The 20986-nt window shown below is 56.2% G+C and carries 18 protein-coding genes; 12 read left to right on the top strand and 6 right to left on the bottom strand.

Annotated elements, in window-relative coordinates; genetic code table 11:
• Positions 1-190: 190 nt before the first annotated feature.
• The 4 genes from VEV40_RS04940 (at position 191) to VEV40_RS04925 (ending at position 6677) form a co-directional block, all read left to right on the top strand.
• Positions 191-1666 (top strand): alpha-L-fucosidase, encoded by a 1476-nt coding sequence (locus VEV40_RS04940; RefSeq protein WP_324830590.1) that lies wholly within the window; start codon positions 191-193, stop codon positions 1664-1666.
• Positions 1667-2079: 413 nt separating this feature from the next.
• Positions 2080-2349 carry a 30S ribosomal protein S15 gene (gene rpsO, locus VEV40_RS04935; RefSeq protein ID WP_414637797.1) on the top strand — a complete coding sequence of 90 codons (270 nt, stop codon included), beginning with the start codon at positions 2080-2082 and terminating at the stop codon, positions 2347-2349.
• A gap of 267 nt (positions 2350-2616) precedes the next feature.
• On the top strand, positions 2617-5061 hold the full coding sequence (pnp, locus tag VEV40_RS04930; RefSeq protein WP_324830588.1) for a polyribonucleotide nucleotidyltransferase: 2445 nt from the start codon (positions 2617-2619) through the stop codon (positions 5059-5061).
• 125 nt (positions 5062-5186) lie between these two features.
• Positions 5187-6677 (top strand): serine hydrolase, encoded by a 1491-nt coding sequence (locus VEV40_RS04925; RefSeq protein WP_324830587.1) that lies wholly within the window; start codon positions 5187-5189, stop codon positions 6675-6677.
• A 30-nt stretch (positions 6678-6707) separates the two neighbouring features.
• Here the strand turns inward: VEV40_RS04925 and VEV40_RS04920 are convergent, their stop codons facing one another.
• Positions 6708-7172, bottom strand: a complete 465-nt coding sequence (locus VEV40_RS04920) for a single-stranded DNA-binding protein (protein WP_324830585.1) — start codon at positions 7170-7172, stop codon at positions 6708-6710.
• Positions 7173-7330: 158 nt separating this feature from the next.
• Between VEV40_RS04920 and VEV40_RS04915 the strand changes: the two genes are divergently transcribed.
• The 4 genes from VEV40_RS04915 (at position 7331) to VEV40_RS04900 (ending at position 11547) form a co-directional block, all read left to right on the top strand.
• Positions 7331-7798: a DoxX family protein gene (locus VEV40_RS04915; RefSeq protein WP_324830584.1), complete on the top strand. Its 468-nt coding sequence runs from the start codon at positions 7331-7333 to the stop codon at positions 7796-7798.
• Positions 7795-8037, top strand: a complete 243-nt coding sequence (locus VEV40_RS04910) for a hypothetical protein (protein WP_324830582.1) — start codon at positions 7795-7797, stop codon at positions 8035-8037. The genes VEV40_RS04915 and VEV40_RS04910 overlap by 4 nt, the downstream gene beginning before the upstream one ends.
• A gap of 140 nt (positions 8038-8177) precedes the next feature.
• Complete coding sequence (locus VEV40_RS04905) at positions 8178-9785, top strand: DHA2 family efflux MFS transporter permease subunit (protein ID WP_324830580.1); 1608 nt, start codon at positions 8178-8180, stop codon at positions 9783-9785.
• A gap of 445 nt (positions 9786-10230) precedes the next feature.
• Positions 10231-11547, top strand: coding sequence for a hypothetical protein (locus tag VEV40_RS04900; protein WP_324830579.1), 1317 nt, complete (start codon positions 10231-10233; stop codon positions 11545-11547).
• Positions 11548-11825: 278 nt separating this feature from the next.
• Here the strand turns inward: VEV40_RS04900 and lepB are convergent, their stop codons facing one another.
• The 3 genes from lepB to VEV40_RS04885 form a co-directional block, all read right to left on the bottom strand.
• Complete coding sequence (lepB, locus tag VEV40_RS04895) at positions 11826-12374, bottom strand: signal peptidase I (RefSeq protein ID WP_324830578.1); 549 nt, start codon at positions 12372-12374, stop codon at positions 11826-11828.
• Between the two features lie 27 nt (positions 12375-12401).
• The gene (locus VEV40_RS04890) at positions 12402-13199 is read right to left on the bottom strand and encodes a hypothetical protein (RefSeq protein WP_324830577.1); all 798 of its coding nucleotides are present in this window, start codon (positions 13197-13199) and stop codon (positions 12402-12404) included.
• A gap of 118 nt (positions 13200-13317) precedes the next feature.
• Positions 13318-14253 (bottom strand): serine hydrolase, encoded by a 936-nt coding sequence (locus VEV40_RS04885; RefSeq protein WP_324830576.1) that lies wholly within the window; start codon positions 14251-14253, stop codon positions 13318-13320.
• Between the two features lie 49 nt (positions 14254-14302).
• Between VEV40_RS04885 and VEV40_RS04880 the strand changes: the two genes are divergently transcribed.
• From VEV40_RS04880 to VEV40_RS04865, 4 genes are all read left to right on the top strand, one after another.
• Complete coding sequence (locus tag VEV40_RS04880; RefSeq protein WP_324830575.1) at positions 14303-15409, top strand: serine hydrolase domain-containing protein; 1107 nt, start codon at positions 14303-14305, stop codon at positions 15407-15409.
• A 129-nt stretch (positions 15410-15538) separates the two neighbouring features.
• Positions 15539-16516 carry an N-acetylmuramic acid 6-phosphate etherase gene (gene murQ, locus VEV40_RS04875; RefSeq protein ID WP_324830573.1) on the top strand — a complete coding sequence of 326 codons (978 nt, stop codon included), beginning with the start codon at positions 15539-15541 and terminating at the stop codon, positions 16514-16516.
• A 157-nt stretch (positions 16517-16673) separates the two neighbouring features.
• Positions 16674-17975 carry a UDP-N-acetylglucosamine 1-carboxyvinyltransferase gene (gene murA / locus VEV40_RS04870; protein ID WP_324830572.1) on the top strand — a complete coding sequence of 434 codons (1302 nt, stop codon included), beginning with the start codon at positions 16674-16676 and terminating at the stop codon, positions 17973-17975.
• A 58-nt stretch (positions 17976-18033) separates the two neighbouring features.
• Entirely contained in the window at positions 18034-18507 is a 474-nt protein-coding gene (locus tag VEV40_RS04865) for a DinB family protein (RefSeq protein ID WP_324830571.1), read from the top strand.
• A gap of 351 nt (positions 18508-18858) precedes the next feature.
• Here the strand turns inward: VEV40_RS04865 and VEV40_RS04860 are convergent, their stop codons facing one another.
• Positions 18859-19269 (bottom strand): hypothetical protein, encoded by a 411-nt coding sequence (locus VEV40_RS04860; protein WP_324830570.1) that lies wholly within the window; start codon positions 19267-19269, stop codon positions 18859-18861.
• A gap of 241 nt (positions 19270-19510) precedes the next feature.
• Positions 19511-20773 carry a hypothetical protein gene (locus tag VEV40_RS04855; RefSeq protein ID WP_324830569.1) on the bottom strand — a complete coding sequence of 421 codons (1263 nt, stop codon included), beginning with the start codon at positions 20771-20773 and terminating at the stop codon, positions 19511-19513.
• Positions 20774-20986: the final 213 nt, after the last annotated feature.

Below are 20986 nucleotides of genomic sequence, written 5' to 3'. Positions count from 1 at the left end.
TATGAGTGCGTCCCGTAATGTTCCTATCCAAGCTGTAGATGTTTTGATGGAAATGGCAAAACAGATCCTTCGCTCCGCTCAGTATGACAAGACTTACTCGGATATATAAGGCTAATAATAAATTTCACCCATAAGAATAATTTTTCACATACAATTCAACCCGTCTGATATTTCATCCTGGGGGAATGCATTGAAATTTGTTCATCGCACCGTAATTTCAGTCGGCGCCAGCGTCGTCCTTATCGCTGCGGGCCTGGCAGGCTGCTCGCAACAGCCCAAACAAACCGCGGAGAGCGCGCCCGCTGCAAAACCCGCAGATCAGGCCCACCCGGTTGCCGCCATTCAGGACACGGAAACGCCTGAACAGCGTGACGCCCGCATGGCATGGTGGCGCGAGGCCCGTTTCGGCATGTTTATTCACTGGGGCCTCTACTCCATCCCTGCAGGCACATGGAACGGCAAGCGTATCCCCGGCATCGGCGAATGGATCATGAACACCGCCTCCATCCCGGTGGCCGATTACAAGGCGCTGGCGCCCAAATTCGACCCTACCGGCTTTAGCGCGCATGACATCGTTGCCCTCGCCAAGGCAGCCGGCATGAAGTACATCGTCATCACCTCGAAGCACCATGACGGTTTCGCCATGTTCGACTCCAAGGCGAACGACTTTAATATCGTTGCCGCCACGCCTTTCAAACGCGATCCGCTCAAAGAATTAGCGGACGAATGTAAGAAGCAGGGAATCAAATTGGGCTTCTACTATTCACAGGATCAGGACTGGACTGCTCCCGGCGGCGCTGCCCTGAAGACCGGCGATCACCAGCCGCCCACTTATCACTGGGACAAGGCCCAGGACGGCAACTTCCAGCAATATCTCGAAACCAAAGCCATTCCGCAGCTAAAAGAGCTGCTTTCGAACTACGGCGATTTTCCAGCAGTGATCTGGTTCGATACTCCAACGCCGGATATGACTCCGAAGCTGGCGTCCGAAATCGTCTCCGTGCTCAACCAGTACCCAAAGCTCATCTGGAACAACCGTCTCGGTGGCGGTTATAAGGGCGACACCGAAACCCCCGAGCAATACATTCCCGCGCAAGGCTATCCCGGACGCGACTGGGAATCCTGCATGACCATCAATGACACCTGGGGCTACAAGTCCTATGACACAAACTTCAAATCAACGGAAACGCTTCTGCGCAACCTTATCGACATCGCCAGCAAGGGCGGCAATTATCTCCTGAATATCGGTCCCGATTCTCACGGCATCGTTCCTGCTCCTGAAGTCGAGCGCCTCCACCAGATGGGCAAGTGGCTCGACGTGAATGGCGAGGCGATCTACGGTACTCAACCGACCCTCTTCGGGCCGGAAGCTGGTAGCTTCAGCACTACCGAGAAAGACAAAGACGGCAAGCCGAAGTTCATTCCTGCGTGGAACTGGCGTTCAACCACCAAGCCCGACAAGGTCTATATTGAAATTTTTAAATGGCCTAATGGCACTTTCCATCTCGATAAGCTGCCGCGAAAAGTTACCGGCGCTTATCTGTTGGCCGACTCCGCACATAGGCCACTCAAATTCAACCAGTCTGGCGACAGCATCGACGTCCAACTCCCGTCTAAAGCTCTTGACCCGATCGCGACCGTGCTGGTTCTCGATGCAGCGAAATAAGGTCAACTACTATAAAAAGGGGTGCGATTGAGCACCCCTTTTTATGAGTCATGCAAATGTTCCACCGATGACGACCTGAAAGAGTGTTTTTGAGGAATTTCTACAAGAATATGGGTCTACATTTCAGACGAGCAGTGGATGGCGCTTTTCAATTTAGAGATGAGCTTACAAAGTATTGCGAAATAACACCTCAACACCCTGAACCAGCACCGGTGGGAAAACGTGCGCAAAAAGGCAGATGCATTCGTCGCCGCCTTCAGAAATAAGTGATCATCAAACTCAATGTCCAATAGATCAGATTGACAGAAGTCAACTTGCCCGGAACTGGCTTCAAAAAGCAATCTATGTTACTCTTGTTCCAGACACTTAGGAAGTGTAATTGAACAGAAATCTGCAATAGGAGTAACGCACGCATCGTGCTGGCACCTGCTAAAAAAACTGAAATCATTTCCCGTTATCGCACTCATGACTCCGACACCGGCAGTCCTGAGGTGCAGATTGCGATCCTGAGCGAACGGATCGGCGAGTTGACCGAGCACTTCAAGACCCACGCGAAGGATCATGCTTCGCGCCGCGGCCTTCTGATGCTGGTCAGCAAGCGCCGCCGTCTGCTCGATTACCTCAAGACGAACGATTCTGACCGCTACCGGGACGTCATCGGCAAACTGGGCATCCGTAAGTAGCTGCAAGCTCAAACCTTTGTCTCCTACGCGCACGCGACGAGAACTTCGCAAAGGGTTGGAAAGCGCTGGCCGGGTCAATGGCTGGCGTGTATCCATGCCGATCCACTCTTCCGCATCCTTGTCATCCCAACCGGAGCGGAGCGGAGTGAAGGAACCTACGGTTCCACTAGGCACAGGTGCCACACATCTCGCAGAGTTGTGGGATTGCTCAGGTCCAGCACTCAATTCCGCCGTCGCTCCTACCAAGATTCAAGAAAAGAGGACATTATGAAACACGAAGTGACAGTCGAGCTTGCCGGTGGCAAGCGGCTGACCTTTGAAACAGGCCGTATGGCCAAGCAGGCCTCCGGTGCAGCCCTGGTCACGCAAGGTGACAGTGTGGTGCTCGCAACCGCCGTGGCCGCCCCCGATCCAAAAGAGGGAATCGACTTCTTCCCTCTCACCGTCGATTACCGCGAGTACGCCTACGCCGGCGGACGCATTCCCGGCGGATTCATCAAGCGCGAAGGCCGTCCCAGCGAGCGCGAAATTCTCACCAGCCGCCAGATCGACCGCCCGATCCGCCCGCTCTTCCCTGAAGGCTTCCGTAACGAGACGCAGGTCATCGCCCTGGTCTTTTCCGCCGATAAGCAAAACGACCCCGACATCGTCGGCATCAATGCCGCCAGCGCAGCGCTCGCGCTCTCTGACATTCCCTTTGCTGGTCCCGTGGGCGCCGTTCGCGTCGGCTATGTGAACGGCCAATACCTGGCCAATCCGTCTTATTCCGAGCGCCGTGATAGCTCCATCAATATCACCGTCGTCGGCACCAAAGACGGCATCGTGATGATCGAAAGCGGCTCTACAGGCGTGACGGAAGACATCGTCGTCAACGCCATCGAGTTCGGCCATGCTGAGATTAAGAAGATCGTTGCCGTCATCGAAGAACTGGCCACCAAGGTGGGCAAGCCCAAGCGCGGCTTCACTGCTCCCGAGTTCGACCAGCCATACTATGATGCTCTCGTCTCCAAAGTTGGCGACCGCCTCAAGGACGCGCTCGACACCAAGAGCCACCCCAAGACCGAAAGCTACGCTCTGGTCAAGCAGATCAAGGACGAACTCGCCGCCGAAATCCCGGCAGACGAGAACGCCGCAGCCGCGAAGAAAAAGCTCGGCAACTACTATGAAACGCTGCGTGAGCGCATCTTCCGCGAGCAGGTCACGAAAGATCGCATTCGCCCTGACCGGCGTGCCTTCGATCAGATTCGCCCCATCACCATTGAAGTTGGCGTGCTGCCCCGCACTCATGGCTCCGCGCTCTTTACCCGTGGCGAAACGCAGGCGCTCGTCACTGCAACCCTTGGAACCGGCGACGACTCGCAGCGCCTCGAAACCTTCGAGGGCGAGCAGCGCAAGCGCTTCATGCTGCACTACAATTTCCCGCCGTTCTCGGTTGGCGAAGTCGGCCGCATGACCGGCGTAGGCCGCCGCGAAGTGGGCCACGGAGCGCTGGCCGAGCGCGCCATCAGCGCCGTTCTGCCCAGCGAAGAAGAGTCGCCTTACGCGATCCGCATCGTCTCCGACATTCTTGAGTCGAACGGCTCGTCGTCTATGGCCTCGGTTTGCGGCGCAAGCCTCGCCCTCATGGATGCGGGCATTCCGCTCAAGGCAGCCGTGGCCGGCATCGCGATGGGTCTGGTGAAGGAAGGCGATGAGTACGCCATCCTTACCGACATCGCCGGCGCCGAAGACCACTACGGCGACATGGACTTCAAAGTTGCCGGGACCCGCGACGGCATCACCGCTCTGCAGATGGACATCAAGATCAGCGGCATCACCGGCCAGATCATGCGCGAAGCGCTTGAGCAGGCCCGTCGCGGTCGCTTCTTCCTTCTCGACACGATGGATGCCGTTCTCAATGGCCCGCGCACTGAGAAGTCGAAGTTCGCTCCGCAGATCCGCACTCTGCAGATTCCGACCGACAAAATCCGCGACCTTATCGGGCCGGGCGGCAAGACCATCCGCGGCATCATCGAGGCCACGCAGGTCAAGATCGACGTCGATGACACGGGCCGCGTGAACGTAGCTTCATCCGACGCTGAAGGCTTGGACAAGGCGCTGGCGATGATCAACGATCTCACGGCCGTTCCCGAAGCCGGCAAAACCTACCTCGGCAAAGTCGTCCGTCTTGCCGAGTTCGGCGCGTTCGTCGAAATCTTCCCCGGCACCGACGGCCTGCTGCACATCAGCGAGATCGCCGAGCACCGCGTCAAGGACGTAAAAGACGAGCTGCGCGAAGGCGATCAGGTCCTCGTCAAGGTCCTCGGAATCGAAGGCAACCGCATCAAGCTCTCGCGCAAGGCTCTGTTAAAGGAACAGCGCGCCAAACTCGGCATCACCGAGCCGCAGTCCGGCCAGGTCAGTGACATGGCCGCATCAAGCGATCCGGAAGAAGGCGGTAGGCGCCATGCGCCTCGCGAAGAACGCCAGCCATCTTCAAACGCCAGCACCATCACCATCGAAGGCGGCGACGACTTCGACGATGAAGAAGGCAGCGACGAGGGAGGCGAGGAAGTCAACTTCAACCGCGCGGACGTCGCGCCAGCTCACGCAAGCAGCAGCGAGCGCCGTCCCGGCGGAGGCGGCGGCCAACGACGTCGTCGTGGCCGCGGGCGTCGTGGCCCGGGTGGACGCGGACCGGGCGGTGGTGGCGGCAACCGAGGACCCCAGTAAACCAAGCAATAAAGAGGGCTGTGCTAAAGCACAGCCCTCTTGCTTTCTACCGCGTAGAAGATGAACGCTTAACGCAACTGGAACCGGGACCTCAATGCCTGCGTACAACAAATGCAGGCAAGCAGATGCGAACCTACAAAGGAGAATCAATGCGGCAGGCCATCTTCGCAGTGATGGCAACCGTACTTTTCTCATCGATGGTCGCCGTAGGCCAGCAGCACACAATCGCGCGACCCGACGGCAGCAGCATCGAAACATCCCATATCGATGCGCAAGTGAATCAGCTTATACAGGCCGCGCACGTGACAGGTATCGGCATCGCCATCTTCCATGATCGAAAAATCGAGTACGAGAAGACCTATGGGTTACGCGACACGGAGAAAGGACTGCCACTCACTCCCAACTCCGTGATGACCTCGGCATCGCTGAGTAAAGCAGCTTTCGCCAGCGTCGTCATGCTCCTGGTTCAGGAACACGTTCTCGATTTAGACAAGCCCGTCACTCAATACCTGCCAAAACCGTTACCCGACTATCCCGGCTACGCTGACCTGAGTAATGACGATCGCTACAAAAAGATAACGCTGCGTATCCTGCTCAGCCACACCAGCGGCTTCCCCAACTGGCGCGCCTTTGAAGATGACAGGAAACTCCACATTCACTTCGACCCAGGAACGCGCTACGCCTACTCCGGCGAGGGCATCGACCTGGCGCAACTAGTGGTGGAGGCGGTCATGCATGAGCCTCTCACAAATCTGATGAGCGAAAAGCTCTTCACTCCCCTGGCCATGAGCCGAACAAGCATGGTATGGGAGCCTCAGTTCGATAGCGACTTCGCCAACGGATACGACGAGTATGGGCGGTCTCTAGGCCCCGAAAAACGGGCCACGCCAAACGCCGCGGGTTCGATGCAGACCACGCTCAATGACTATGCAACATTCCTCAGCGCGATTATGCGCCACAAGCTGCTGAGTGCTCAAACCACCGGTTTGATGTTCAGCCCGCAAATCCCCATCCACTCAGCCCATCAATTTCCTTCGCTGGCGCCCGCGACCACAACAGAGAACGACAGCATCCACTTGGGCTATGGAATCGGCTGGGCCCTCTATGCATCACCTTACAGACAAGCTTTCTTCAAGGAAGGTCATGACGAGGGATGGAGACATCTCGCGCTCTGCTTCGCAAACGGCAGCGGCATCCTCATCATGACGAACAGCTCTAATGGAGAAGGAATTTTCAAGCCGCTGATCGATTCGATTATTGGACGAACATCATTCCCGTTCGGTTGGGAAGGCTACACACCCTACAATCTGCTCCCGCCTTTACCTAAACTCAAGGAGCACAAAGCGGTATCACTTACCCCCGCTCAACTCAACCGCCTGGTTGGCAAGTATGCGCTCTCCGCCGATGCCATTCTCTCCGTCACCCTCGAAGGCGGTCACCTGTTCATGCAGGAGAACGACGAGCCGAAGCAGGAATATCGCGCAGAGAGCCCGGACGATTTCTACTCTGTCAGCTCAAGCGATGAATGCACCTTCAAGCCCACTGGAAGCGCGTCCGCACAGACGCTCGTCTTGCATCTCGACGGCAAGGATCTGGAATTGCATCGAATTCCATAACATTCCATGCGACGCACTCAACGAGAGCAACTAGAACGGAATATCGTCGTCAGTAATCTCAGCAGATTGTCCGTAGTCCTCAGCCGGGGCCTGCGAGCGTTGATCGAACGACGTTGAACTGCCTGAACGGGTATAGCTGCCGCCGCCTTCGCCTTCACCACGTCCGCTCAGCAGTGAGAGATCGTTCACGATAATCTCGGTGCGATATTTCTTTTCGCCGGTGGTCTTGTCGTCCCATGAGCGGGTCTGGATTTTGCCCTCGATGTAAAGTTTCGATCCTTTCTTCACGTAATCACGGACAATCTCAGCCGTGCGCTGAAAGGCGACAAGATTGTGCCATTCCGTGCGGTCGCTCCAGTTGCCGCTCTGATCCTTGGTGCGATCAGTGGTCGCCAGCGAAAAGTTCGCGATCATAGCGCCGCTGCCGGTTGCACGAATTTCGGGGTCCTTCCCCACGTTTCCGAGAAGAATAACCTTGTTAACGCTTTTTGCCATGACTCCTGATTTCTCCCATCACTGCCGCGCGTGTCCACGGCTAAGTTTGAAGCATAGCAGAAGGTGGCATCCCCTCAATATCACTGCTTAAAAAGATTCCCCAGTGCCCATGTAACTTTTGGATTGCAGATGCTGTCACGCCTGTATAAAGGAGTGTCATGGTTCCTTTCTTCGTTCTTGTAGGTGCGTTCGTCCTCTGCCGGATATTGGGATGGGCCGGAGTCGGGTTCTTCGCCGCATGGCAGCATTGCTTACGGGTGGCGGTGGCGGCGATGTTTCTGCTGACCGCCTCTGCGCACTGGGGCAAGCGGCGCGCTGACCTGATCCGCATGGTGCCTCCGGCATTCAAGCGCCCGGACTTGCTGGTCACACTTACCGGAATCGCCGAGCTTGCCGGCGCTGTCGGCATCCTCTGGACGCTTACTGCTAAGGCGGCATCTGTCGGGTTGGCCATCCTTCTGGTTGCGATGTTTCCGGCCAATGTCTATGCGGCGCGACGTCAGCTGACCATAGATGGTCGCAAAGTGCCCGGACTGGTCGTGCGGACCGCGTTGCAAATCGTCTTTCTCTTTGCCGTGATTTTGGCGGGATGGGGTTGCGCCCTCTGCCTTGTATCATTTTCATGATGCTTGCTTCTCTCCGCTTCATCTGGAATGCGACCCGTGGCCATCGCCTCCGGCCTTGGCGCAGCGAATATCTGAAGTGGCGGATTGAGACATATTCCGGAATGAAGGCGGAAAGCCTCCAGACGAAAGACATCTTGAACTTCTTATGGAACGAGAAGTGGAACCTTGTGCGCTTTCTTAATTGGACCGATCAGATGGACGGCTACAGAAAGCAGTCATCGCGCAGCCATCAGCCATAAAGCGCATATCAGTAACATGGACAAAAATGGCGCAAGCCGGCGTCGTAGAGCAGGGTAGCTGCATCTATAGGAAAGCGCGCTTCCAGCCTTGATGCAGGCTATCGTGACTCAAGACATAGAGAGGCTATCCCCCACAAACGATGGCTGCAACTGAAACCATTGCTGAACCAAGACTGATAGCGCAGGCGCGCTGGCGGCCCCGGGTCAATCCCTGGGCTATTGCCGCAACAGTAGCGCTGGCCGCGTTCATGGAGGTGCTGGACACCTCCATCGCCAATGTGGCATTGCCGCACATCGCCGGCAGTCTCGGAGCCAGTCAGGATGAAAGCACCTGGGTTTTGACCGCATATCTTGTTTCGAACGCAGTCGTGCTACCCATGGGCGGTTGGGCGGCAAGCGTGATAGGCCGCAAGAACTTCTTCATGTTCTGCATTGTGATTTTCACCATCAGCTCTTTTCTCTGCGGCATTGCTCCTACTCTTGGTTTTCTTCTGCTGTTTCGCGTTCTTCAGGGCGCAGGCGGCGGCGGCTTGCAACCTATGGCCCAGGCCATCATGGCTGATTCGTTCGAGCCTGCCAAGCGCGGACTGGCATTCGCTCTTTACGGAATCGTGGCGATTCTCGCTCCGTCCATCGGCCCCACGCTCGGCGGTTGGATCACCGACAACTACAGTTGGCACTGGATCTTCTACATCAATATTCCCGTCGGCATTTTTGCTCTGTTAATGGTGCAGCGCATGGTGGATGACCCACCCTGGATCAAAGGAGATCGCAAACGACTGCGGAATGCCGACGGGCTCGGCATTGCTCTGCTTGTAATTTCCATGGCCGCGCTGCAGATCACGCTCGACAAAGGCGAAGAGAAAGACTGGTTCCAGTCCGATTTCATCCGTTTCTTCGCGATTGCTTTTGTCGTTTCGTTTGCCGCGCTGCTGATATGGGAATGGTTCGCCAAGCACCCCATCATGGAACTGCGCCTGCTCAAGAACAGGAATTTCGCCACCTGCTGCTTCCTTATGCTCTTTACCGGCGGTCTACTCAACGCAACCACTGTCTTGCAGCCACTGTTTCTGCAGGCGCAGTTGGGATACACGGCCACCATTGCAGGACTTTCGCTTTCAGCCGGAGGACTGGTGCTGCTCGTCATGATGCCTCTCGCAGGGCAGGCCGTTAGCCGCTTCCCGGCGCGCAACATCATTCTGTTTGGATTCTGCTGCTTCGCGTTCTCCTATTACTTCACCGCGATGCGCATCAATCTCGGCCTCAGCTTCGGCATGGCCTCGTGGCTCAGAATCGTGCAGGTTTTCGCTATTCCGTTTGTCTTTATCTCCGTTACGACGGCGGCATATTTCGGTATGCCTGTCGAAAAGAACAACCAGATTTCCGGCCTTATCAACTTTGTCCGCAATATTGGCGGCAGCATTCTCATCTCGCTCACGAACGCGGGCATTGTCGAACTGGGCCAGTTCCACCAGAACCAGATGCTCAAGCACCTGACGCCTTCCAGCCCCAACGTGCAGAACCAGGTGAGTGCGTTGAGCAGCGTTTTCTCGCGAACAGCCGGGCCTGCCAATGCCGCCCAGCTCGCGCAAGGGCAGATCTACAACCAGATGCAGCAGCAGTCGCACGCGCTGGCCTATCAGGACATGTACTTCATTCTTTGCCTCGCATCGCTCATCATGGTCCCGCTCGCCCTCCTGCTGCGCAAAAACAAACCCGGAGTAGGCGGCGAAATCGCCATTCATTAACGGTAGAATCGCTTCATGCACAGGTGTGCTGCTGGTGTCGCAATCATGATCATGTTTCTGCTCGCGGGGACTGCGTCTTCATTCGTGTGCGACATGATGTGCATGCCCGGAACGCAGAAAGCGTCATGTTGCTCACATATGACGGTGCATTGCGCAGGCACAGCCTCCATTTCTAACGCGCGACAATGCGGTCATCCACAACAGGAACCCGCCCTTACTTCATCCGTCACGCAAGCGCTGCAACTTTGCCTGGCCATCAATGCTGATAAGCCTCTGATACCGCATCTGAGCATTGCCGCAAACGGGGTTAGCATATCGTCGCACGATAGTGTGGGCCAATCCTCATTTAATCCACCCTTGCGCATCTGAGCGCACTCTCCTCTGGCTGACAGGCAGCGCCAATCAAGCCGCTGCGCTTCATGGTGCGAATTTTTGGGGAGTTTTTGTGAAGCTGCTTTTGTCTCTATCGCTGTTGCTACGCAGCGTCACGGCTGCCGCCCAGATGACTGACATGATGGACCGCGACAGCCACACCTTCGCGCAGAAAATCGTGCACCATGCAGGCTCTGGCACGAGTTCGGAGCCAAACTCCACGCCAACGCCAATGTGGATGAACATGCGCGGCGATTGGATGCTGATGTTCCACGCCAATGCCTTCATCATTGAAGAGCAACAGAGCAGTCCGCGCGGCGGCGACAAATTTTTCTCGACCAACTGGTTCATGCCCATGGCGCAGCGCCAGCTTGGTCCCGGCTATCTCACGTTGCGAACCATGCTCAGTCTCGAACCGGGGACCGTAACGGAACGGCAGTACCCGCTGCTTTTTCAGCAGGGAGAAACCGCCTATGGCAAGCCGATTGTTGATGGCCAGCACCCACATGATTTCGTAATGGAACTGGCCGCACTTTACGACTGGAAACTCGGCGAGAAGACGCTTCTCTCGTTTTATGCCGCGCCAGTAGGCGATCCCGCCATCGGACCGACCGCATATCCGCACCGCGCCTCAGCCTTTGAAAATCCTGTCGGCACGCTTGGGCACCATCAGGAAGACTCGACTCACATTGCTGACGATGTGATCACTGTCGGCTTCACGCAGGGCATCGCGCGTGTTGAAGCCAGCGGCTTTCACGGACGCGAGCCGAACGAGCACCGCTGGCAAGTGCAGCAGGGCGCCATCGATTCATGGTCAACGCGGCTCACACTGCAACCCGGCCAGAACTGGGGCGGGCAGTATTCCTATGCGCGCATCCACAGTCCCGAAGCGCTTTTTCCTGATGAAGACCAGCAGCGTATGACCGCGTCCGCCATGTACAACCGTCCTATGCAACGCGGCAACTGGACCAGCACTATCGCGTGGGGAAGAACGCGCTCACTCACCGATAACGTTATCCAGAACAGCTATCTGCTCGAATCGACCCTGCGCTTCGCCGGAAAAAACTATACCTGGGCACGGATTGAAAACGTAGACCGCACGACAGAATTGCTCCTTGGCGAAAATTCCGTGCCGATGGGCTTTAAAGAAGAACCGGCGGGTCGCGTGCAGGCCTACACCTTCGGCTACGACCGGGACTTCAACCTGCTGCCTCATTGGGAAACTGCAATCGGCGCGCAGACAACGGTGTACACACCCGGTTCTCGCCTGCAACCCGTCTACGGAGACGACCCCATGGGCATCGCCGTATTCATCCGCCTGCGTCCAGGAGGCAGTTCACGGAGGGTCAGATTATCCCGACGCGATGGTTTATCAACTCAACCCCGGTAAGGCAACGGCGTTCGGTATCACTGGCGCATGGATGACTAATTCAATGCAAATGTTCAGCAGCGATATGAAGCCGGTTAATTCGCCGATGAAATTACTCCTTAAACGAATCAGCCCGCCGCAAAAGCCGGCATGCCGAGTGCCAGCCTCCGCGACTGCACAAAAGCATGGCTACACACTCAAGTTCGAGACAGGAAAAGATAGCAGAAGAATTCCGAATAATAGCAAGCGGTGCGGGAGGGCCTTCATGCGAAATGAATGTAGTCCGAAGACGAAGCAAGCTATCGAATGACGCCCATATTGTCCGCGGGCCAATAGATGAACGCGGCCTTGCCATAAATCAGCCTGCGGCTGACCGGGCCGAAATCGCGGCTGTCACTTGAAATAGAGCGATGGTCACCCATCACAAAGTATTCATTTGGCGGGACGACCATGTCGGCCATCGAGCGCGTATCGCGGAAGCGCCTGGGAACATACGGCTCATCAACCTTCTCGCCATTGACATACACCCGGCCATCATCGATGCGGATATTGTCCCCGGGTAGTCCAATGACCCGCTTGATGTAGCTCTTCTGCGTGTCGCGCGGGTAGTAGAAGACGACCACGTCGCCGCGCGAAATTTTCTCGAAGTTGTAGGCAAATTTATTGACGAAGAGGCGGTCCTGGTCGCGCAGTTCGGGCTGCATGCTGGTGCCTTCGACCTTTACCGGCTGATAGAGGAAGGTGATGATGAAAAAGGACGCCATCACCGAAATGATGAAATCGCGCACCCACAGTTGCAGATGGCCACGCGTGCTGTTTTGCTTTTGTTCTGTCTTATTGTCGTTCATCAACTTATTCGTTTACTTAGGATGGCTTTAAGAGCAGCCCAGGCTGCCCAAGGGACACAGTATGTTCGACTTTGGTTTGGCCATCGGTTGCTGCGCCGATGGAACAACTGCTGACTGTCCGGCAACGTCGGGCCCGGTAAGGTTGGCCTGCGTGATCGTGAGCGGACGCTGCAGGACCATCTCAATTCCCTCGCCTACGTTGAGCACCACGTCATCCCCGCGCGTAAAGAGGGTATAGATCAAGCCCGCAGCGCCGCCAGCCAGTGCGCCATATCCCGCTCCAGCACCAGGGTGGTCGGCCACTGCGCCGCCAATTGTCCCGAGACTGGCTCCTTCAATCGTGCTCTGCGCTATCGTTCCTATATCCTTGCCCTTGTTCGATGCCTGCTGAATGGTGCCTTCGTCCCCTACTTTAGGGCCACCGGAACCAGGCAAACTGTTCACCACACCGGGTATATCCACTACTGATCCGTTGGGAAAAATCATTGATGTAAAGTGCATGCGTACAGCTGCGCGCCCCTTCACCCGGCCGGGGCGAACTACCTGATCGATTACCCCCTGCACATAGACACCAGCAGGAATGACGACATGGCCGTTCACCACGACAGGAAAGCTCGACGAGAGATACACACCATCGCCCGGCTTTGCTGTCTTGGTGTTCACTGCCGACCTAAGCGCAAGAAGGACTTTGGTTCCCTGGGGGACCTCAATAGATTTTGTCTGGGCGGCGGGAGTGGCAGGTTCGGGGGCATTTTCTGTCCCAGGTGGGGGTGTCTGCTGGGCCATCGCGCTCAAAGCGAACAATCCCGCTGCGAATATTCTCATAGAAAATTTTCTGAGCATGACCATTTCGCCCTCCTACCCGAAGGCTCAGCCCACAATCCCGGCCTGCGGCCTATTCATATTGTAGACGGGTTTTGCGGGCCGAAAGTTAGGAACTAAGCTACTGCCAGCGGTCGATGATGATCTTCGCCAGCTTCGCCATCAGGACTTCGGCCTGATTGTCCGGCGTCCAGCTTTCGTCCTGATTGTCGTAGGTAAATTCAGAAATGACGACCGGACCGTTTTTATCAAACACCACGCCAACGTCGTTGCGGACCTGATTCAGCGCACCGGTCTTATTGGCGATTTTCGATTCGCCCTCGGTCGTGTCAAGCGTTTCAAGATAACGTGGAATGCTGTTGCGGTAAAACTGGTTTTTCAGCATGTGCATGGCCGCGTCGCATAGCTGCTGGTCCTGCGCCGTGGGCTTGGCTGTGCTGCCGGGCGCGTTCAGGTTACATGTGGCAAAGCGCTCCATCACGCCTGCCATCTCGCGGGCCGTAGTTTTGCCCAGACCGAACTGCTTCTGGTCGGCGGGCATGGGACCCACCGGCGGGAGAGAAACTTTCTTGTAGAGCCAGGTGTCTTTCAGGCCCAGCCATTGAATGCGGTCATCGATGTTCTTGAGGCCCAGATAGTCGATGGCGACGTTGGTTGCTGTGTTGTCGCTGACAATAATCATCATGGTGAGCACGTCTTTCAGCGTAAGGGTCTGCGGCGCGTCAAAGAACATCAGCACACCGGAGCCTTCTACCTGATTGGCTTTCGTCAGCGCCACCTTATCGTCGAAGTGGGCTTTGCCCTCTTGAATCTGCTTGAGAGCCTCAAACAAGACGGTAAGCTTGATGACCGATGCCGTAGGCACGGGCGTGTCGGCGTTGATGGCCACAGTCTTTCCGCTACTTATGTCATGCGCGTAGAGCGCAACATGTCCATGATGGACCTGGATCAAAGGTTGCAGTTGTGCCGTAAGCGCTGTGTCTTCCTGCGCGTGCAGGGTTATGGACGCCACAATCAGAGGAAGAAAGATTGGAAGTATAAATCGTATTCTCGTCATTCATTGCCCTCAGGTTCGTTACTATAACTGCACTCAGTTGCTATTTGCCATGACTCTGCCTTTTGCCAACTCAAATCAGCGAACCCGCTTTGGCGTTGCGCGCACGGTTTTGCAGCAGGCAGTCAACGACCACGTCTTTCCTGGAGCAGCCTATGGCGTCCTGCTCGATGGCCAGATCGTTGCACTCGATGCAGTGGGCCATTTTACTTACGACGACGTTTCGGCCGAGGTGATGCCGGAAACAATTTTCGACCTGGCCAGCATCACTAAAGTCATGGCGACCACTGCCATGGCCATGCTGCTGTTTGACCGCGGCATTCTCGATCTTGATGCTCCGCTGGGCGAGATGCTTCCGGGCTTTGTAATCGGAAGCGCGGCAGGAAGCGGCAGGGAGCATGTGACGATGCGCATGTTGCTGGCCCACTCCTCTGGTTTGCCGGCATATGCGCGATTGTTCGAGCAGCACACTTCTGCCAGTGGATTGCTGCGCGCCTGCCTGCAAATGCCGCTGGAAGCGACGCCCGGAATGCGGGCCGAGTATTCCGACATAGGTTTCATTCTGCTGGGTAAAGCGCTTGAAGTGCTGGCGGGGGATCATCTCGCGCAATTTTGTCAGCGGGAGATCTTTGCCCCACTCGAGCTCACCAGCGCTTGTTTCTGCCCATCTGCATCGTCGCGCCCACAACTTCCACCGACAGAGAACGACACGACTTTCCGCAAACGCGTACTTCAGGGCGAAGTGCACGATGAAAATGCCTTCGTGCTCGGCGGTTGCGGAGGCCATGCGGGACTCTTTGCCAACGCATTGGATGTATTGCGCTTTGCCTCGTGCATTCTGGCAGAAGGCTGGACAGCCCGAGGCGAGCAATTGTTTCAACCTACAACTGTGCAACTTTTTGCAACACGGCAAAGCACGCCGCCCGGCGCATCGCGTGCCCTGGGATGGGACACTCCTACCGTGCCATCTTCTTCAGGGAAAAACTTTAGCGCCTCCTCCATCGGGCATCTTGGGTATACCGGGACATCTCTCTGGATCGACCGCGATCGCAATCTGGCCGTGGTCTTGCTCACGAACCGCACATGGCCCGACCGCTCCAATAAAGCGATTCAGCGGGTTCGCCCGGCTTTTCACGATGCGATTTTCAACGGTTTGTGATGCGTTCCGATCAAAACTACGGCACAAGTCAGCGGAATTTAACTTCGACTCAACAAAAAATTGCGCGAGCTATTCTCCATCGTTAGCGCTACAATAGGAGATGGCGAACTGTCGAGATTAACCACTGAAATGGCAACCATTACACCTGCTCCACCGTCTGAAACCCACCGCTCCAGCAACGGGCATTCCGCACCAGTCACCAGACTTCAAGACCTGATCACAGAAAGCCCCAACGATGCATCGCAGGGCTTTGACACAAAGTCGGCGCTTGAGATCGCCCGCATCATCAATCATGAAGACGCCAAAGTTGCAGCCGCCGTCAAAAGGGCGCTGCCGGAAATAGCGCTCGTAATCGATGCAGTTGCTCGCAGCCTGCGCGATGGTGGAAGGCTTATCTATATCGGAGCAGGGTCGAGTGGACGCATCGCCGCGCTCGATTCATGCGAGTGTCCTCCATACTTCTCGAACCAGCCACAACAGATTCAATACATTATGGCTGGCGGACCAAAGGCGCTGGCATCGCCGGTTGAAGTCAATGAAGATTCAGAAGAACTGGGCCAGCGGGACATCGCTCGCCGCCGTCCCACTCGCAAAGACGTGGTTCTGGGATTATCGGCCAGCGGACGCACGCCATATGTTGTCTCAGCGGTCGCTTATGCCCGTGCGCGCGGAGCGAAGACCGCCTGCATTACCTGCAACCACAACACACCTCTGGAAAACGCAGCCGATATCGCGATCATTGCCGACGTTGGCCCTGAAGTCATTTCCGGCTCGACACGCATGAAGGCCGCGACCGCACAGAAGATGATCACCAACATGATCACCACTGGCGCCATGACGCGCCTCGGCTATGTTTATGAAAACCTGATGGTCAACGTCCACATGCAGAATTCGAAGCTGGTCGAGCGCGGCATCTCGATTCTGATGCGGGCCTGCAATATCGACCGCGAGACAGCCGTCCGCACCATTAAGTCCGCGGGACGCAGCGTGCCTGTTGCTCTCGTCATGCTGAAAGCAAATGTCGACAAGCCCGAGGCAGTACGGCGGCTGGCGCAATCCGACGGCAATGTGCGCCGGGCGATTGAAGATTCAGTAATGGATTTATAGTAGGCTAACTTTCTATATGTAAGCGCCCATTCGGGCGCTTTTTGCTTTTATGCTTGCACTTCTGGATCATAGACATCTAAGACGGCACCTTTCTGTCTACCACGGCTTTAGCTACTCACAGGCTGCACATTTACACTAACGATTACGGCAGGTATTGATGGACAAATTCGTTATTCGCGGGGGCAATCCCCTTATTGGAACCATTCGCGTCAGCGGCGCGAAGAACTCTGCGCTTCCCTGCATGGCGGCAGCCATTCTCACCGAGGATGAGGTCATCCTCGAAAACATTCCGCAGGTGCGTGACATTGAGACTGAACGTAAGCTGCTGGTTTCAATGGGCGCTGAGGTCGAACTGGGCTATGGCCGCGCGCAGCATCGCACTTCGATCAGTTGCCGCGTGCTTTCCGATCCTGTCGCAAAGTATGAGATTGTGAAGACGATGCGCGCATCGTCTCTGGTGCTGGGCCCGCTGGTGGCCCGTACCGGGCTTGCCCGTGTCGCCATGCCCGGCGGATGCGCGATTGGCGGACGTCCCATCGACCTGCACATCAAAGGACTGGAAACGATGGGCGCGACCATCAGCTACGAGCATGGTTACATCGAGGCCCGCGCTGAACGGTTGAAAGGCGCGCACATGGTTTTCGATAAGATCACCGTAACCGGGACCGAAGACCTGTTGATGGCTGCCGTGCTCGCCGAAGGCGAGACGGTAATGGAGAATTGCGCCCGTGAGCCTGAAGTTACTGACCTTGCCGCACTGCTGACCGCGATGGGTGCAAAGATCGAGGGCGCAGGTTCATCGAAGATTCGCGTGCAGGGCGTCGAAAAGCTGCACGGCGCGCGTCACCGCATCAATCCAGACCGGATTGAGGCAGGAACGTTCCTCATTGCCGGGGCGATCACAGGCGGCGATCTATGCGTCTCCAACTGCAACCCGACGCACATTGGCGCGGTGATTGCCAAGCTCGAAGCCGCCGGTGCTCGCGTGGACATTCTCGGCAAGGACCAGATTCGCGTGCGCAGCGAAGGCAATCTCAAGGCAGCTGATGTCTCGACGGAAGAGTATCCCGGCTTTCCGACCGACATGCAGGCGCAGTACATGGCACTGGCCACGCAGGCCGAAGGCACTTCAGTCGTGACCGAAAACATCTTCGAGAACCGCTTCATGCATGTGCAGGAACTGGTGCGTATGGGCGCGAACATCAAGGTTGATGGCCGCTCGGCCACAGTGCGCGGCAAATCGCCGCTCTCGGCGGCGGCGGTAATGTGCTCCGATCTGCGGGCCTCGGCATCGCTGGTGCTGGCCGCGATGGTGGCCGATGGCGAATCGATCCTCGACCGCGTGTATCACATGGACCGCGGGTACGAGCATATCGAAGAAAAACTGCGCGGCGTTGGCGCGCAGATCCGGCGGATGGGCAATGTCTTCGCCGACCGGCGCGAGCCGGTCGAGGTCTAAGCCCTCAAATAGTTCAGCCAATCGCCCTTCCGCGCATCGTATGAAGCGGGAGGGCTTCATGCCTACAGACGACCGCATTCTTCGCAATCAGCTTCTAGAATTTCTGCGCGGCGGCAGCGCGCACCTTGATTTCAAGTCAGCGGTTAAAGATTTTCCGCCCGCACACTACGGGACTAAGCCGGACGGGGTGCCTTACAGCGCATGGCAACTGCTTGAGCATTACCGGATCGCGCTGCATGACATTCTCAACTTCTGCGTTAATCCGAAATACACCGCGCTCGATTGGCCCAAAGACTATTGGCCTGCGGCGGCGGCCCCGCCATCCACTGAAGCATGGAAGGCTTCCATCCGGGCCATTGAGGCTGACATGGCCGAAGTTGAGCGGCTGGCCGACGATCCTGGGTCAAACCTCTACGCCCAGATTCCCTGGGGTGATGGGCAGTCTCTGCTGCGGGAGATTCTGCTGGTCGGCGACCACAACAGCTATCATCTGGGACAACTGGTGATGCTTAAGAAGCTGTTGACGGCCTGAAAGCACCCCTCCCCCGGTTCCTGTAGATTCATCATTCATATGATGGTTACGAGGCTTCGTGCCCAGTTTTAATCCATTGCTCTCCCATCCTATTGCACAAACTCCACACAATAGAATGAGACACCCATTTTTCATTCTCAGGGTCAACGAACCGCAGGTTCTTCGACTGCGCGCTGCGCGCTTCGCTCGGAATGACACTTCTTAAGGAAACGCGCGGGCCAATGGCAATTTAATTTTCTTGGCTTACTTATATTTTAGCGAAAATGAGCATAATTCCAGCTCAATCTCGAGATGGAATCTTCTCTTTGAAATGAAATGGTTACAGACTATTGCTGTCGAGGGGCTTGACAGCTATTTCCAACTCACGGCGAGCTGCCAACGGAGGTCGCGCAGGGCGGTCTTTTGCAGAACGCGCTCATACTCTTCGAGTTCGCCGATGATCGGGAGGGTATCCGAGCCGAGGGCGGAGGGGCTGTCCCGCAGAAAATCAAGGAGCGTTCCGATGGTCACGAGACCGTCGTCGGGCGAGAACCACTGCGGCGGTGGAAGGGTTTTGGCCCATTCCGGGTCGCCTGCTCCCTCTTCGAGCAGCAGCGCCATGGAGTTTTCGTCGGCAGAGAAGAATTCGAGGAGCGGCTTTACGCCAAGCCGCATAGCCAGCTTTTCCAGTGAATCCTCGTTGCGCGCGAGAGCGTGTCCGTTGACGAAGATGTCGAAACCCGGGTCTTCCCCTTCAACCACGATGTACATGGAGGCGCTCATGGTTAGCTCAGTCTATCCCACTTTAGACGTGGAATCCGATCCGTGGTGAGTCCGGTCACCCCGCAGTTAACACCGTTCGTCACATTTTTTGGGCCCCGCGCCCCCGAAAATATTCCGGATAGTCAATGAGTACATCGTCGATTCTCACCAGTTGAGAATATGCAAATCCAGGTTACACCTGCGCTTTGCAAGATCATCGGCAAGGAGACCGTGGTCTAACACAAGCGTTCTCTGCTGCCCCTTACGTGCGCGCCCACGATTGCGGATTGCGTATCACGTTCAGGCACTGAGCACAGACTATGATAAGCGATTCGATGCGTGGAGTAGGCCGGATGATCGGGGCTTCGTCCTCGATTTCGTCAACGGAATTGGAAAAGATTTTGCCGACGACGCGAAACTTCGCCGCCCAGTCTTTTTTTGCGTCAAGAGAGTGATACTCCTCCAGCAGGTCGCCCATGCTAAAAAATCCGCGGGCATGAGGCTGACGATTCTTGCGCCACCAATCGGCCGTCCACAATTCGGGTTTCTTGTGAGGCTGTGCTCCGCCGCTGGGCAGCGTAGTTCCGCGGTGCTGTTTGATCCACGATTGTAAGACGGTGAATTCGAACCGCGCGGCCAGCGTGTTCAATTCCACAATAGCGGCTCGAAGGTCTATGGCGTATTGTGCGACCTCATTGGGGAGAACATAGAATTGGGAAACGGGCTGCCTGGTGAAGGCATCGCCGCCGCCTTGTTTCAACGCGCGCATGGCAATGCCGGCGCAACTCTTTGACTTGCTGATCATTTTGTAATCGGCCCCCACGGACTGGTCGCGATAATTCGTGAACCACATCCACATCCGCGCGGCATTCACCCCAAAGTACCGATTGGAAGATCCGAGCGCGGGCACTGAGATCACCCAATCCGGCTCTTGACCCCAACGCTTGTCAGGCTCATCCTTTTTATTCTTCAAACCATACGCTGCTCCGAGGTTGACCTGGCCATCCCGAGCCTTCAGTTTACCGGCTTGCAGTCCTAGCTGGACCTTCTTGGACATCTCCGAATATAAGTCCTCCCATGCCGAGGAATTGCTAGACCCATGTAGCGTGCCGCGCATTTCCTTTATTTCGTGGCCAACGCCCTCAGATGGTGGCCACCAACTGATATGCACATGCTTGAAGGCGCCCTCTTGCGCTTCCGCTAGATAATGCCAACGGATGAACTCCGGATTCTCCCACAACTTAATCTGCCTCTTAAGCTCGATCTCTCGGTCCCATAGTCGATCCCATTCTTTGTCCATTTTGTCGAGTTCAGCCTTCATCGCGTCAGCGTCATCTTTCAGACTTTGCTCGTAAGCACCTCCGCCTGCTGTGGCGATTTTGCGCTTCGTCTTAGTGATCTCCTCCTCTATCTCATTCTTCTTTTCATCGAGCCGATCCCTGATATTTCCAAGCTCTTCTACTCGGGCCTCTTCTTTGGACAGCTCAAACCTGGCAATCTCCGGAAGCGTGTCCGTTCTCAACATGATGGATGCGTGCCCAAAACTCCCAGAACCCTTGGCAATGGTTAGAGCTGAGCCACTTTTCCAAACCAACACGGTAGCTTCGTCAGCCAATAATTGACGGACTCGGCCTTTTTTGTCCTTAAAGACCTGGCCTTGCATGAATATTCCTTTCCTTTTCCGTAAGAATCGAGGGCTATGACGTGTTGGGGGACCGTTGCGATCCGAGTAGGGAGG

It is taken from the genome of Alloacidobacterium sp. (assembly GCF_035631355.1).
GTDB lineage: Bacteria > Acidobacteriota > Terriglobia > Terriglobales > Acidobacteriaceae > Alloacidobacterium.
The sequence above is the reverse complement of the archived record's forward strand: the minus strand, read 5'-3'. Positions and strand labels throughout refer to the sequence as shown.